This is a genomic window from Lutimonas saemankumensis, assembly GCF_020171465.1.
GTDB lineage: Bacteria > Bacteroidota > Bacteroidia > Flavobacteriales > Flavobacteriaceae > Lutimonas > Lutimonas saemankumensis.
Map to the genome: position 1 here is coordinate 140,779 of NZ_JAIUZR010000003.1, position 15,586 is coordinate 156,364.

Below are 15,586 nucleotides of genomic sequence, written 5' to 3' on the forward strand. Positions count from 1 at the left end.
TTAAGTAGGGGCATTCAAAATCACGTCTTTGGCGTGATTTATGTATTTACGGCCAATTGGTATTCTTTTATCGGCAACCAATACTGAATTTCCTTCCAGGGCCTGTATTTTATCAAGAGCCACTGTAAAAGACCTGTGAAGCCTTAAAAACTGGCTTTTAGGTAATTCCTCAGTGATTCCTGATAAGGATTTATGAGCCAGGTAATCTCCTGTTTTGGTGAAAACCTTGATATAGTCTTTCAGGCTTTCTATAAAGTAAATGTCTTCGAATTTAATTTTGATCAATTTTTTATCAACCTTAAGGAAAATAAAGGATTTTTCAGTACTTGAAGGTGCGGATTCAGCTGACTTCTCATCAATAAACTTTTGAGAGAGTTTGTTGATGGATTTTAAAAAACGCGTAAAGGGAATTGGTTTTACCAAATAATCAAGGACATCAAGGTCAAAACTTTCAACAGCGTATTCTCTGTAGGCTGTTGTTATAATAAAGTGAGGACGATTATCAAGGGTTCTGATGAAATCCAGCCCGTTCATTTTAGGCATATTGATATCGATAAATACGGCATCCACTTCCCCGTTTTCAATGATCTGTAAGGCATCAAGCGGATTCGTAAAACTACCCAGTAGTTCAATGTTCGAAAACTCTCTCAAATGGTTTTCTACAACCTCTGCAGCCAGAGGTTCGTCGTCAATTATAATGCACTTAATCTTCATGGAGAGGTAATTTCAAATTCACACTGTATTCATTTACCTTGGCTCTTATCTTTAAACTGTATTCAGATCCGTAAAGAAGTTGAAGCCTTCTTTTTACATTTTCAATTCCGATGCCATGTTTTGGCTTAGCTTCGACAGGTTTGACGTAATTATTCGTAACGGTAAAGTAAAGAAAATTGTCTTGAACAGCAAAGCTAATCAATACATTTATATCTTCCTGATTCCGGGCACCATGCTTAAAACAATTCTCGATAAACGGAAGAAACAAGAGTGGAGGAACTTCAACTTCATCGATATCTCCATCAATACTAATTTCAGATTTTACCCGGTCTCCGTAACGAAGTTTTTCCAGTTCCAGATAACTGTAAAGGTAATTGATGGATTTCAATAAGCTTATTTTGGGTTCCTTAACCTCGTACAAAACGTACTGCATGATCTCTGAAAGTTTCATCACCACATTGGCCGCATTAGGCGACTGCTTTATCACCAGGGCATATAAATTGTTCAGGGTATTAAAGAAAAAATGAGGCTGTATCTGTGATTTTAAAAAATTCAGTTCGGTCTGCAACTGGACTCGTTGAAGGTCTTCATTCCTTTTCTTTTCATTGGCCCAGTCATAGGTAAGTTTTATGGCCGATACAAGTGCAATAACATAAATGGCTCCTATGACCAGTTCTACAACATGAATTACAGTGAAGGGTTCTTGATTACCCTGGGCTTCAGGCCAGATGTTTTCAGAAACAAGAATATAATTCAACCCAGTTCGGATCAAATAGAACAATAACAAAGAAGGGATGAACAGCAAAAAAAACTGCAGGTACTTCTTCTTTAAGATGAACCTCGGGATCAAATAATAGATCGTAAAATACGTGATGACAATGTTCAATGGAAATTCGATCAAATTGGATTTCAATGAATACCAGTAGTCATTGTTTATGGAGGCGAACCTAAAAAAATTGAAAACAAAATAGATCAGCCAAAATAGCAGATGATAACGAAGTGGAATACGAAATTCCGAAAATAATTTCCTGAACATATGTTTATGAACCGCTCATGACCTCAATGAATTGTATATAATCATCATTCTTTGCGGCAAGGATATATTTTTTGTCCCTGATATTGATCATGGACATATCTTTGGTATCTCCCGGAATATACAAGCCACTTTCAGAGGGCTGAATCGCTGTGAATTCTCCTTTACCGTTTCCTGCAAGAAACAAGCCAACACCGGCATCATTTCTAGGGGTTTCCACTTCTGATGCATACAGGTTTCCTGCAATAACCAGATCAAGATGGTCATCCTTGTTAAAATCTGTAACCAGGATCTGGTTAATACTTGAAATCTGCGCCAAATTCGGCAAAGCATGAATGACAAATTCTCCATCTTTATTTTCCATATAAACACTTGCAAATGACCTTACCTGATAGTGCAGTGAGTTTTCCAGCGATTTTTTGGTGTAAACATCCTCAAGAGTAGCTACGGCAAAGGCATCATAATCTTTAAACTTCTTTTTTATGGCAGGTATCTGCTCTGAGGAACACTGTCTACCCCTTACCGGGAATTTTTCACCGTCATCATAGTAGCTTAAAACAATGTCATTTGACTTGTTTTTATCAAAGTCATTCAAATAGATGTCAAAAGTTTCTTCTTCATTGGCTTTGTACTTATAATTCAGTCCTAGGTTCCCTACAATAAAGTCAAGATCACCATCATTGTCAAAATCTCCTTCCGTAATGCTGAACCACCAGCCGGTTGCATCCTGCAGGTTCAATTTCTGGCTAATGTTTTCAAAGCTTCCACGGTTATTTCTAAATACCGTGATCGGCATCCATTCACCCACAACAATCAAATCCGTCCAGCCATCGTTGTCATAGTCCGTCCAGCTGGCGTCAGTTACCATTCCAATATCGATAAGGCCCGGAGCAATTTTTTCCGTGGCATTGATAAATTTTGGATGACCTTGGGTACTTACATTTTCAAGGATATAACTACTTGTTGGCATGGGATAATTTTTTGGCACAACCCTTCCCCCAACAAAGAGATCCAGATCACCATCTTTATCGTAGTCAAAGGCTTCCACCCGTGAACCGCTAATGATCATCTCGGGCAGGGCTGTGGTTGATTTGGATAGATTTCCTTTTCCGTCATTGAGGTAGAGCCTGTCCTGTAACAATTCTGAATCATAATCAAATTCGGCGCCACCGCTTACCACGTAAAGGTCATTGAAGCCGTCTCCGTCCGCGTCAAAAATCAAGCTACCCAGATCTTCACGATCACTGTCGTTATCCACATCCGGAAAATGCTGACGTTCAAACCCATTTTCAGTCTGGTAATAAACTGCGGTCTGGTTATTGTGTGCACCTCCTATAACAAAGTCGTCCAAACCATCTCCGTTGAGATCTCCCACACTCGATCCGGGACCAAAATTTGACATTTTATGAGGAAGAAGCACCTGATCCTTAAAATCATCATATACATTTTCAGAGTGCTTGTGATTTGATACGATAGAAGGATCAGTTTCGGTTTTAAAGAGAGGATCATTTGAATCGGTCACCCGTTTTGTATCGTGATTCGCATTTTCATAGCTAACGGTTAGAAATTGATTTATTTCAACATCTTTGAGAATCTGCATTTTGCCATCGGGCCAGGTGATCTGTATCTCATCAACAATTTGAGCATCTGCCAAGCCATAATGTAATTGAGGTGCCACAGAGGACTGGAACCCTCTTGTAAGAGTCATTTCCTGAAACTGGTTCACGCCATTAGAGCTCAAAAGAGCCTTTACACCGAGTCCATTGACATTTTTTTCAGGACCTTTGAAATTCAGGGTTAAAAAGTTATTTGTCTGTGAACTTGAATTTTCAAATATGGCGGCTTTGTCGTCAATGTTATTAATGACAATTTCAAGATCTCCGTCATTATCCAGGTCTGCATAGACGCATCCGTTTGACCATCCCGGGAATTCAATTCCCCAGGCCTCATTCATTTTTTCAAAAGTGAGGTCATGGTTATTTCTGAAAACAAAATTGTCGATTTTTTCAGATGGAATGGCTAAGGATTTCTCGAGATACTGATCTTTGGTGATACGTTCTTTTTTAAGTTTGTTAAAATAGTCCTTATTGTTGATCTCTCTTCGTGTTCCGTTTGAGATAAAAATGTCTTTCCAGCCGTCATTATCAAGATCTGCAAAAAGAGGCCCCCAACTCCAATCCGTAGTGGCCAAACCGGCAATTCTCGCTACGTTACTATAGGCTGGGAGGGAATCGTGGACATTCCCATTATTCATTTGTAATTGATTCTGCATATACTGGTAGTGAAATCCTGCATTCACTGTGCCCCAGAACAAATCAGGGTTCATTCCTGCCATATTTGCTTTAGACCGTCGGTTGTCACCTGGTGTCATATCCATTTGAATAATATCGACAAGCTGATCATTGTTAAAATCAGCTATATCAACGCCCATTCCGTAAAGTGCAGTTTGATTGGTCAATTCCTTGGAATGTTCGCTAAAGGTACCGTCACCATCATTGATCAGAAGAAAATCAGGCACATTAAAGTCATTTGATATATAAAGATCCGGCCAGCCGTCATTATTGATGTCGCCAACAGTTGCACTGTTTGTCAGGCCAAAAGACCGGATTTCAGCTTCTGTGGTTACATCTGTAAAAATATCACCATCGTTTCTGAATAATTTATCCGTTTCAATGTCCTTTGGATTTGCCATTTTAAAGGCATAGTAGTTATTAGGGGCATTGAAATTGGTAGGAGGGTAGTTGGCCACATAAAGATCGAGATCGCCATCAAGATCGTAATCAAAGAAAGTAGATTGAATCGTATTTCCAATATCGGCAATTCCATATGATTCGGCTTTTTCAGTAAAGGTATTATCTCCGTTGTTAATAAATAACAGGTTGGCTTTTGGATCAAATTTTCCGGCTACGGAACAATAAATATCCAGGAATCCATCGTTATTGACGTCAGCCATTGTAACACCCGTGAACCATCTGTTATCACCTGCAACTCCTGCCGATTCTGAGATATCTTCAAACTGAAGGTTACCTTTATTCAAATAGAGTTTATTCTCAACCATATTACCGGTAAAATAAAGGTCGATCAAACCATCATTATTTATATCTCCCGCAGATACACCGCCACCCATATACATATAGGCATAAGCCATATAATTCAAACTGTCATTTTCGATCAGGTCATTTGAAAAATCAATGTTGCTCACCGATGCATCGAGTTGCCTGAACATCTTATCTTTATTTGACAAATCGGATTTAGAACATGATATTAAAAGGGTAATGGTTAGAAGAAAAACAAAAATATTTTTCATAAACATGGTAGATTTCTTTTAGGGCCTAAAAATACAAAAACAGAGCATTTTTCAATGCTCTGTTTTCGAAAATTAAGATAAAATATCTTTATTAAGATCCCCAAAGAGGATTTTGTTGCAATGTACCACTACTTTGGTCAATTGCACCAACTGGTACAGGGAACAAAGTGTGTTTTGCTTCAACAGTAGAAGTCTTAGGACCAAAGTTTGGAATTGTTCTTGACTCGTTATCAATATAGTCATTCATAACCTGTGGCATAACACCCCATCTTCTTAAATCAAACAGACGGTGACCTTCCATACCAAGTTCCAATCTTCTTTCCATTCTTACTGCAGTTCTAGCCGCATCCTGAGAACCAAAATCACCTGGCTGATACAATCCAATGTCATAATTTGCAGCATCTGTTACTCCGTCAGCAGCTTTGATCGTAGTACTGTTCAAGGCTCTTTCACGAACCTGGTTTACATAACCTAGGGCTTTTGTCAAATCACTTGTTTCAACAGCAGCCTCAGCAGCCATAAGAAGCACGTCCGCGTATCTGATAAAGTGGTAGTTCACACCAGAGTGTTGCTGACCCCAGTTACCCGAACCTTGTAACGCGTCTTCACCAGCCCAGTAAACATTCTTTCTACCTAAATAAGGTCCTGAAATATCTCCAAAACCGGCTCTCACCCAAGATTTACCTGGATTGACGTCCCAGTTGTTATAGTTGATACCACGTCTACCTGCAGTATAATCTACACGAGGATCCAATGGCCCTGTATGAGGCTCAAACGGATCAGTACTTTCTAAACCAGCATCATTTTTAACATCAGTTTTGTTATAGTCTTCCATTAGTGGTAAACCACCTGAAGTCTGGAATACGTTAACAAGATCCTGAGTTGGCTGATAGAATCCACAACACCATCCGTTAGGTCCCTGGAAGTTCAATGTACCTCCCTGGTTTCCGTTAGGTGCAAAGGCACCACCAAGTGTACTGAATTCGATTGCAAAAATAGCTTCTGGTCCACCTTCACCGGCTTGTCTAAAGTTATCACCGTATTCAGGCAACAAAGAGTAAGCCCCACCGTTGATTACTGTTTCCAATAATCCAAGAGCTGCAGCGTAATCACCTTGATACAATTTTGATTTACCAAGATACGCAGTAGCCGCCCAAGATCTTGCTCTACCTACATCAGACTGGTTGTCCGGAAGATTTTTTTGAGCGAAATCAAAGTCTTCGTCTATTCTTGACCAAAGCTCAGTTCCATTAGGTTGAGCAAATTCAATAGCAGTATAATTTTCATCACTGATATAAGTGGCATATTCACCCCACATGATCTGTAACTGGAAATAGTAATGCCCTCTTAAGAAACGAGCCTCTGCCAACTGATTCGTAAACTGAGAAGGATCTTCAGCACCATTGATCAAAGCGATCACGGCATTGGCCCTGTTTGCTCCTGCATATAAAGCTCTCCACTTAGATCCCAGATAAGACATACCGGTAGTCCAGTTAAAAGTTTCCAATAAGAACAAAGTCTGCTGGTCACCATCGTTACTACCTTTATGGGCATCATCTGCAATTACATCCATCCACCAGTTATCACCGGTAGCTTCCCATCCACCTGAGGCATTCGAAACTCCGTCCAAAGAACTGTAAGCAGCTGTCAACAGAAAGTTAACACCATCCTCATTCGCCAATGCTTCAGGGTTTAGTGTTCCGATCTCAATCGTTTCACTAAATTCCTCGCTACATGCCAATACAGACATTAACAGTAGCATTATATAAAATATTCTGTTTTTCATTTTTTAAAATTTAACATTTAAACCAATAGTAAATATCTGAGACAGAGGATACGTTCTGCTGTCAATCCCCATATTCAAGTTCTCTGCCTGACCTCCAATAGATCTAGGAAGAACTTCCGGATCAATACCTTTATAGCTTGTTACAGTGAACAAGTTAGTTCCTTGCAGGTAAATTCTAAATCTTTCCATACCCATTTTATCAGTAGTCTCTGTAGGTAGAGAATATCCGATCTGAAGGTTTTTCAATCTAAAGAATGAACCGTCTTCAACAAAGAAAGAGTTTGCATTTACTTCAACTCCTTGCAAACTGTTACTCAAGGCTGGCATATATGCATTTTGGTTATTTGGAGTCCATGAATCAAGAACATTTGTAGTTCTGTTTCCATTTGGGAAGATCGGGAAATCGAAAACTTTATTGTGGTTGTAGATATCGTTTCCTTGCGATCCGTTAAAGAACATAGAAACATCGAATCCTTTATAACCAGCATTAAGGTTCAAACCATACGTAAAGTCTGGATGAGGAGAACCAATTTTAGTTCTGTCGTTATCATCAACTACGCCATCTGGCACTCCGTCTGGACCAGAAACATCTTCGTAAACCCATCTTCCGTTTTCATCGAATCCAGCAATCTGACGACCAAAGAAGTAAGAGATAGGCTCACCTTCCTCAGTTCTTGTGTAAGCACCTGCCCAGCTTGTTAACGCATTACCGTTAATCGGTGTTCCGTTAATAAGTTTGGTAACCTCGTTTCTGTAGTGAGACAAGTTGAATTGCGCTCCAAATGAGAATCCGGAATCCCAGGTATTGTTATAGCCAACTGACCAGTCAACACCCGTATTCTTCACCTCACCTAAGTTTACAAATGGTGGTGGTGATTCAGGACCGGTAGTAGGAATCAAGTTAGAGTTTCTTGCAAAAAGACCATCAGTAATGATCTGATAGAATTCGATAGAAGTCGTTAATTTACTTCCAAAGAAATCCAATTCTGCACCAATGTTACTTGTAACACTCTTTTCCCAACGAAGGTTTTCGTTACCAATTTGTGAAAGGATCGCTCCACTTGCAGCATTAGACTGTCCGCCCCATACATAAAAAGCATTTCCTTGATTGAACTCATAAAGGGTTTTTGTAGGGTTATTTACCGGTAGGTCTTGACTACCCAATTCTCCCCATGATGCTTTTAACTTGAATCTGTTTAAAACACCTGAGTTATTGAACCAGTCTTCATTACTCATTACCCAACCACCACTAAATGATGGAAAAACGTCTGATTTGTTGTCTCCAGCAAAACGAGAACTCTTATCCCAACGTACAGTTGCAGTTAAGAAGTATTTAGATTTGTAATTGTAATCAGCTGATCCAAATACAGAGAATAGGGTATTTCCATTTGCATAGGCAAAGTCAACGGCAGGATCTCCAAAGCCATTGCTCAACAAATAAAAATCCGGAGATTCATTAAAGTAATCAGTTCTGCTGATCTGTTTACCTTTGTTGAAATTCTCCACGGCTTCTGTCGCTACAAATGCACTGATATTGTGATCGTCAGCGATTGTAGTATTGTACATTAACATGTTTGTCCAGGTCCAAGAATAGAAATTCTGATCTTGTTCGAACAAGTTGTTCACAGTGATTGCTTCACCATGTTCCGGATCTAAAGGAGTAAATCCTCTTTGGTCGAAAGCCTGGATCGAACCTGCGAAAGTAGTCTTAAAGGTCAAACCTTCAATAATTTCATAAGAAAGATAAACGTCTCCAAAAACTCTAAAGTTGTTGATGTAGTTATCTTTTGCTCTGTAAGCTAACGCATAAGGCTGTCTTGTATTTGACAAGTCTGTTGAGTTAGAGTAGGTTCCAGAGAAATTACCATCAGTGTCATAAACCGCCATTAACGGAGTAGCTCTAAGCGCTGATTCCAGAGCTTCGCTGTTTCCGTATTGCTGTGTAGACCAGGATGCGTTCAAGTGCTGACCGATCTTTAATTTTTCAACCGGCTTAAATTCATTGTTCACCTGGATGTTACCTCTTGCAAAACCAGTGTGTTTTACAACACCGCCTCTGTTCAAGTAACCAACAGACATAAATGATTTGCTCGTTTCAGTACCACCTTGCATAGAAACCGTAGCCTGAACCGTTGGAGCAGCCTGAGTAATTTCACTCCACCAGTCTGTACCGCCTGGTTGAACCTCTACTGTAAGGCCTTCTCCTTTAGAACCGGTAAGGTCCAAAACATCAGGAATCACAGGTCCGTTAGGATCTCTACCATATTGTACGTGACCTCTAAAATCTCCACCTGACTGTTGTTGGTCATAAGCATAACCTGCCCAAAGCATGTCAGCATGCTGCTGGATGTTTAACATGTCAGGAATACCGATCGCGTTCGCAACACCCGTATAGATATCAACCGTGATGGTTGATTTCTCCATATTGTAGCTACCTGATTTTGTAGTTACAATGATAACCCCGTTAGATGCCCTAGATCCGTAGATCGCAGCTGCACCGTCTTTCAAAACGTTCATCTGATCAATGTCAGCAGGGTTAATAGAAGTTAATACATTCGGGTCCGTAGTCTGAACTCCGTCAATAATGTAAAGAGGCCCTGTACCATTGGTTGAACCAATACCACGGATATTTACATTAGGAGCAGTACCCGGAGAACCGTTGCTCAATACCTGAACACCAGTTACACGACCCTGAAGCGCTTCTGCGGCGTTCACGGTAGGAACTTTTAAAGCTTCTTCCATATCAACCGAAGCAACCGATCCTGTTATGTCCCCTCTTGTTTGAACAGCATAACCGGTAACAACTACTTCCTCAAGGGTGTTGTCCCCTCCGGCAAGCGTAATGTTGATTACAGAATCACTTCCTACTGTTGCAGTTGAAGTGGTCATTCCGATGAAAGAAAACTCTAATACGTCGCCTTCATTGGCTTCAATAGAGTAATTTCCGTCGAAATCAGTAGTAACACCTGTGGAGGTGCCCTGAACAACTACAGCAGCACCGGGCAGCGGCCCGTCAGCGTCTGAAACTGTCCCTGTGATCGTCTTCTGCGCCATTGCAAAGCCACAGCTGAAGAAAATCCCCAGAATGATTAAACTTTTAAATAATTGTTTTCCCATAATAAATAATTATTAATTAATAAATTGATTGTAAGCGTGCAGTTTTTTGAGAAAAACTACCAAAAAATATTTTCAATGCATAAGGATATAAGTTTAAATTTTGTTTTTAAAAATTAATATACAAATAACACAAAACGCCCTATGGATAACATTTTTTTAACAATTAAATTGAATTTGTACCCTAAGCGTTAATTTCTTCATAAATTTTAACCTGCAATATATAAAATATATCAATTCAATTCCAATAACATTATATTTTTAAATTCCACCGGATGACTCTCGCTTTGAAGCGAAATATACCCGTTTTTCAAGGGTTCCCCGGATTTTTCCTCTAATGTATTGTATTCACCTCCAATAACAGGTTTGTTATATTCCAGAACCTGAGCACCATTTATGGAATGCTTTATCACCGAATCTCCTCTTACTTCAACCTCCAAATCGACCCATTGATCACCATAAAAAGTGTCTGAACCCGAATCGATACAATGCGCAGTTACCAACTCATCATTCATATGTACGTGGGTCCCCGGAGAACATAAATTTGCCGTGGTTCTTGGTGTTCCTTTCTGCAATCCTCCAAGCAGCTGAACCTCCAGTGAAACAGGAAAAGCCTGATCGATCTTCATGGATTGCGGATCCTGGCAATGAATCATGACCCCACTGTTTCTGTGTGCCCAGTTTTCTCCACCTTTTGCCTGATTTCCCACAAACCTGTATTTCATTTTCAATTTATAGTTACTGAAAGGTTTTTCATAAAACAGATGGCCAAATGAATTATCGAAATCTTCATACTCTTTGTAATTAACACAAATAGCGCTATCCCTCACTATAAAGGTGTTTTTCCAGTTTGTTTTGAAAGGATGCCCGCTTATTTTCACGTTCCAGCCCTCCAGGTCCACCCCGTTGAACAGTTGTATCCATTTTTCATAATCTGCTGTGTTCTGATCAGCATTATCTTTTGGCGATTTGCAATTTACTAATAAAATTGAAAAAATGATAAGAATAATGTAATGTTGAATAATGCCTTTCATTACTTTTAACGTATCAATTTCATACTGCAATTTAAAACCTTCATATAGTTCTACTCAATCGATTTCGTAAAGTTTTACAATTTATATTAACAATAATCAAAGGTGATTTTCAATAAAAATTTTGTAAAACTGCGTCCAAATTAATTACTTTGCCCTTCAACCATGTTCAAAATATTTCAGTGAAAGTCAGTATACACAAAATTGAACCTTACCGAGCTGAGGGTGTCGTTTATCATGCGGACACCTGTTTACCACTTATCGATGCAGTTGCCCGCGAAAAGTTAAAGTTCAAGGCTTTGGCCCGTTATACCTATCCGGGAGATCGTTTGACGGAAGACACCAAAGGTTTAAATTCAATTGGATACTGGGATGCAGCTGAACCTCAGGACTGGGGCCTTGACTGGCACAGAAACGAGGGGATTGAAATACATTTTTTAGAGTCAGGAACCATGCCTTATTCTCAGGAAAAGAGCCAGACAGTCTTGATGCCCAACGACCTGACCATAACAAGGCCCTGGGAGGCCCATAAAGTAGGAAGTCCAAAAATTGGTATGGGTAAATTTTATTGGGTGATTATAGACCTGGGGGTAAGAAGGCCGCACCAGGAATGGGAGTGGCCGGAATGGGTTATGATGACAAAAAATGACCTCGACCGATTGACGAAGATACTCAGACAGGATGATCAATGGCTCTGGAAATCAAATCCAAAAATCAGGGAATGTTTTCATAAAATAGGGGTTGCTGTAGATGGTGATGATAGGGGAGACAGCGCCTCCAGGATCAGGTTGCTGGTCAATGAGCTTTTGTTGCTTCTTTTGGAACTGATAGATTCGAAGGAGGTAGTACTCAATGAGTCCCTGACCGATAGTTCAAGAAGTGTCAAATTGTTTTTGAGCGAGCTGGACAAAAACCTTTCCGAAAACTGGACCATAGAAAAGATGGCTGATTCCGCGGGAGTCGGGCTTACCCGTTTTACATACCATTGCAGACAATTGACAAACACGACACCTATGCGCTATCTGGCCATGAAAAGAATAGAAAAGGCCAAAGATATCATGCAGCACAGTCCCGAACTAAGTGTGGCTGAAGTGGCTTATAGTTGTGGTTTCGCCACGAGCCAGTACTTTTCAACAGTTTTTAAAAAGCAGGAAAAATGCACGCCACTGGAATTTAAAACAGGTTTGATTCAGTCTGTATAATATAGTTCACTGATAAACCTGAATTCTATTACGGTACTTTTGTAATAAATTGAATTTATCGTAACCCCCTTGTCTGGCCGAGAGTTAATTATGAATAACTCTGGGTTAAAATTGTATAATTTCTTTCACTGAATAATAATACACAGTTTTACCCTTTTTATCGCTTAATTTCACAGACCTAAATTCAGTTTAAATTTATCGAAAATGAGAAACACCAATAAAATGCTAAGACAATATGGATTCATTGTTTTATTGTCCATCGCGCTGATCAGTTGCGGGAAAAAGGAAAAAGAAGCTGTAAAGGAAGAGACAGGTACTGAAACAGTAGAAGTTCAAAAACCATTTTTTAAATTATCCCTGGCCCAGTGGTCCTTGCATAAGGCAATTTTTGCCGGAGAACTAAGCCCGCTTGACTTTGCACAGAAAGCGAGTGAATTAGGATTTGATGGTATCGAATATGTAAGTCAGTTGTATACAAAAGAGCTGGAAAAAGGAGATGACCCTCAGGCAGCCATGGATAATTTGCTTAAAACCCTTAAAGAAAACAGCGAAAAATATAATGTGGCCAATGTGCTCATCATGGTGGATGGCGAAGGTCATTTAGCTACGGTGAATGATGAAGAAAGAGCTCAAACGGTAGAGAATCATAAAAAATGGGTGGATGCCGCCAAATATTTAGGTTGTCATTCCATTCGTGTCAATGCACACGGTGAGGGTACTTACGAAGAAGTTGCTGAAGCCGCAGTAAAGGGGTTGACGGCGCTTTCAACCTATGCTGCAACCCAAGGTATCAACGTACTTGTGGAAAATCACGGAGGTTATACTTCAAACGGGCAATGGCTGGCAGAAGTCATGTCAAAAGTAAACATGCCAAATTGCGGGACCTTACCGGATTTTGGAAACTTTTGTATGACCGAAGGTTATGGTTCAATCAACAGTAAAGAATGTGAAGATCCTTATGATATATATAAAGGTGTAGAAGAACTAATGCCTTTTGCAAAAGCAGTAAGTGCAAAAAGTTATGATTTTGATGCTGACGGGAATCAACCAAAGATCGACTATGCTAAAATGCTTCAGATCGTAAAGGATGCCGGATATGAAGGTTTTGTTGGAGTTGAATATGAGGGAGGCAATTTATCTGAGATCGATGGGATCAATGCGACCAAGGCACTTCTGTTGAAATCTGCAGAACAGCTTTAATATTTTTTTGAAAAGAAGATTAAATTGAGCATCATTAATATGGATTAAACATTTTTCGTATGGGTTCAAAGATCAGATTAGGTATAATCGGAGGCGGTGGAGACTCTTTGATAGGGGTTTTGCATCGTGTGGCCTCCAGTATGTTTGATCGATATGAACTGGTAGGAGGCGTATTTAATCCTGACTGGGAGGAAAATATCGGATTTGCAGAGCGGATTGGATTAAAAACAGACAGGGTTTATAAAGATTTTGAGACCCTGATATCTGAAGAAGTAAAACTTCCTAAGGCTGAACGGATGGAGGTCATATCGGTACTTACGCCAAATTTTCTTCATTATCCAATGGCCAAAAAACTTTTGGAAAATGGTTTTCACGTGATCTGCGAGAAGCCTTTAACCACGACCTATGAAGAGGCTCTTGATCTTAAAAAGACCAAGGATTTGTCTAACAATATTTTTGCCGTGACCTATACCTACTCGGGTTATCCTATGATCAGGCAAATGAGAAAAATGATTGAAGAAGGGGTGCTCGGGGAAATTCAAAAGGTAGATGTTCAGTATTTTCAGGGATGGATCAATCCTATTATTCACGATGCTGATAAAAGAGCGGCAACATGGAGGTTGCAACCCGATAAATCAGGAATAAGTTGTTGTATTGGTGACATCGGTACGCATGCATTTGATATGATCGAGTTTGTTACTGGTTTGAAAGTGAAGAAAGTACTGTCAGATCTGAATTATGTTTATCAGGACAATCAAATGGATGTTGACGGAACCGTTTTAATCCGATTTTCTGAAAATGTGAAAGGCGTTATCCGTGCGAGCCAGATCGCTACCGGGGAAGAGAATAGCTTTATCGTAAAGATTTACGGTCAGAAAGCGGGATTGAAATGGAATCAGGAAAATCCCAATTATGTGGAGTTCCTTCAAGAGGGGAAAGCCCTTAAGGTCCTGAAACCTGGGCATGCCTACAACAGTGCATTGTCTCTGGACGGGACTAAGCTTCCGCCGGGCCATCCTGAAGGAATTTTTGATGCCATGGGAAATATATACAAAGGGGTAGCCAGAGCCATAAAAGGGGAACCTTATGATGAGGCGGAGTATCCGTCTTTGGAGGATGGTATGCGAGGTATGAATTTTATAGAGCAAACCGTAGCCTCTCATATAGATGGAAATGTCTGGAAGGAGCTTGATTGAGAATTCAAAATATATAATTATTGCATGAAGAATATTGTCATCATTCTGGGTTTAATTGTTTTGATTTTTTCCTGTAAGGACAAGAAAGAATCAGACGTTGGGACCGGAACCAATTCATCGGGTACTGAAATTGAAGAGGCCTCGGAATATGACCAAGGAGGGTGGGTTGAGCTTTTTGATGGTAAGACCTTTAATGGCTGGCATACTTATTTGTCGGACAGTATTTCAGATCAATGGAAAATTGAAGACGGCGTCATGTATTATGAACCTGATCCCGAAAAGAATCAGGGAATGAACAATCTTGTAACGGACAAAAAATTTGAAAGTTTTGAATTGTCCCTGGAATGGAAGATCTCGGTGGATGGAAACAGCGGAGTTTTTTATGGGGTGCTTGAAGATGAGAAATACGTTGTTCCCTATATGACCGCACCTGAAATACAGATTAGAGATTATACGAATATTCCTGAGTTTTCTGATCATAAACAGATGTCAGGGGCCATATTCGGTATTGTGGGGCCGGAAAATGATGTTTCCAGGAAGGCCGGGGAATGGAACCGGTTTTTGATCCGTATTGATCATAAAAAAAATGAGGGTTCAGTGGTGCTCAATGGTAAGGAAATCATCAGTTATCCGGTAAATGGAGTGGAATGGGAAAGCCTGGTTGAGAATTCTAAATTCAAAGGATGGGAAGGGTTTGGAATCAGAAGATCAGGGAGTATAGGGTTGCAGGACCACGCTTACGGAGTCTGGTTCAGGAACATTAAAATTAGAGAATTATAAGGAATTGCCGGTTGGGCCAATTCCTCAGGGACAGGAAGTTCTAAGGAATCAATAATTGAGGTTTTTTATACTTTCTATCCCAAAATAATTGAGTATTAGTTAGTATATTTACGTTTTTTGAATTATTCCCATGTCCATTATGCTGAACGGTTTATAGATGTGGCGAAAAAATGGAATGAAGAAATAATGCTCTCAAAAGCGTAGGTTAGAGTTTTTAAACAAT

Annotated in this window: 10 protein-coding genes; 4 read left to right on the top strand and 6 right to left on the bottom strand. The window is 39.8% G+C overall.

The genetic code is table 11. The annotated features are described in order from the left end of the window. The 6 genes from LCM02_RS02005 to LCM02_RS02030 all read right to left on the bottom strand — a co-directional run bounded on the left by LCM02_RS02005 (position 1) and on the right by LCM02_RS02030 (position 10,988). On the bottom strand, positions 1-714 hold the full coding sequence (locus tag LCM02_RS02005) for a LytR/AlgR family response regulator transcription factor (protein ID WP_224926644.1): 714 nt from the start codon (positions 712-714) through the stop codon (positions 1-3). Further along, entirely contained in the window at positions 704-1,750 is a 1,047-nt protein-coding gene (locus tag LCM02_RS02010; RefSeq protein WP_224926645.1) for a sensor histidine kinase, read from the bottom strand. Before LCM02_RS02010 ends, LCM02_RS02005 begins: the two co-directional genes overlap by 11 nt. 4 nt (positions 1,751-1,754) lie before the next feature. Beyond that, complete coding sequence (locus LCM02_RS02015; protein WP_224926646.1) at positions 1,755-5,054, bottom strand: FG-GAP-like repeat-containing protein; 3,300 nt, start codon at positions 5,052-5,054, stop codon at positions 1,755-1,757. A 91-nt stretch (positions 5,055-5,145) separates the two neighbouring features. Next, entirely contained in the window at positions 5,146-6,840 is a 1,695-nt protein-coding gene (locus LCM02_RS02020; RefSeq protein ID WP_224926647.1) for a RagB/SusD family nutrient uptake outer membrane protein, read from the bottom strand. Between the two features lie 3 nt (positions 6,841-6,843). After that, positions 6,844-9,957 (bottom strand): SusC/RagA family TonB-linked outer membrane protein, encoded by a 3,114-nt coding sequence (locus LCM02_RS02025; RefSeq protein WP_224926648.1) that lies wholly within the window; start codon positions 9,955-9,957, stop codon positions 6,844-6,846. 230 nt (positions 9,958-10,187) lie between these two features. Then, positions 10,188-10,988 (bottom strand): 3-keto-disaccharide hydrolase, encoded by an 801-nt coding sequence (locus tag LCM02_RS02030; protein ID WP_224926649.1) that lies wholly within the window; start codon positions 10,986-10,988, stop codon positions 10,188-10,190. Between the two features lie 179 nt (positions 10,989-11,167). Here LCM02_RS02030 and LCM02_RS02035 point away from each other — a divergent pair, with 179 nt between their 5' ends. From LCM02_RS02035 to LCM02_RS02050, 4 genes are all read left to right on the top strand, one after another. Further along, the gene (locus tag LCM02_RS02035) at positions 11,168-12,187 is read left to right on the top strand and encodes a helix-turn-helix transcriptional regulator (protein ID WP_224926650.1); all 1,020 of its coding nucleotides are present in this window, start codon (positions 11,168-11,170) and stop codon (positions 12,185-12,187) included. Between the two features lie 204 nt (positions 12,188-12,391). Then, positions 12,392-13,387: a sugar phosphate isomerase/epimerase family protein gene (locus LCM02_RS02040; RefSeq protein WP_224926651.1), complete on the top strand. Its 996-nt coding sequence runs from the start codon at positions 12,392-12,394 to the stop codon at positions 13,385-13,387. 59 nt (positions 13,388-13,446) lie between these two features. Next, positions 13,447-14,583 carry a Gfo/Idh/MocA family protein gene (locus tag LCM02_RS02045; protein ID WP_224926652.1) on the top strand — a complete coding sequence of 379 codons (1,137 nt, stop codon included), beginning with the start codon at positions 13,447-13,449 and terminating at the stop codon, positions 14,581-14,583. 24 nt (positions 14,584-14,607) lie between these two features. Further along, complete coding sequence (locus LCM02_RS02050) at positions 14,608-15,363, top strand: 3-keto-disaccharide hydrolase (RefSeq protein ID WP_224926653.1); 756 nt, start codon at positions 14,608-14,610, stop codon at positions 15,361-15,363. Positions 15,364-15,586 lie beyond the last annotated feature (223 nt).

Coding starts and splice junctions, on each gene's coding strand:
- LCM02_RS02005 (WP_224926644.1), bottom strand. CDS start 714: ATGAAGATTAAGTGCATTATAATTGACGACGAACCTCTGGCTGCAGAG.
- LCM02_RS02010 (WP_224926645.1), bottom strand. CDS start 1,750: ATGTTCAGGAAATTATTTTCGGAATTTCGTATTCCACTTCGTTATCAT.
- LCM02_RS02015 (WP_224926646.1), bottom strand. CDS start 5,054: ATGAAAAATATTTTTGTTTTTCTTCTAACCATTACCCTTTTAATATCA.
- LCM02_RS02020 (WP_224926647.1), bottom strand. CDS start 6,840: ATGAAAAACAGAATATTTTATATAATGCTACTGTTAATGTCTGTATTG.
- LCM02_RS02025 (WP_224926648.1), bottom strand. CDS start 9,957: ATGGGAAAACAATTATTTAAAAGTTTAATCATTCTGGGGATTTTCTTC.
- LCM02_RS02030 (WP_224926649.1), bottom strand. CDS start 10,988: ATGAAAGGCATTATTCAACATTACATTATTCTTATCATTTTTTCAATT.
- LCM02_RS02040 (WP_224926651.1), top strand. CDS start 12,392: ATGAGAAACACCAATAAAATGCTAAGACAATATGGATTCATTGTTTTA.
- LCM02_RS02045 (WP_224926652.1), top strand. CDS start 13,447: ATGGGTTCAAAGATCAGATTAGGTATAATCGGAGGCGGTGGAGACTCT.
- LCM02_RS02050 (WP_224926653.1), top strand. CDS start 14,608: ATGAAGAATATTGTCATCATTCTGGGTTTAATTGTTTTGATTTTTTCC.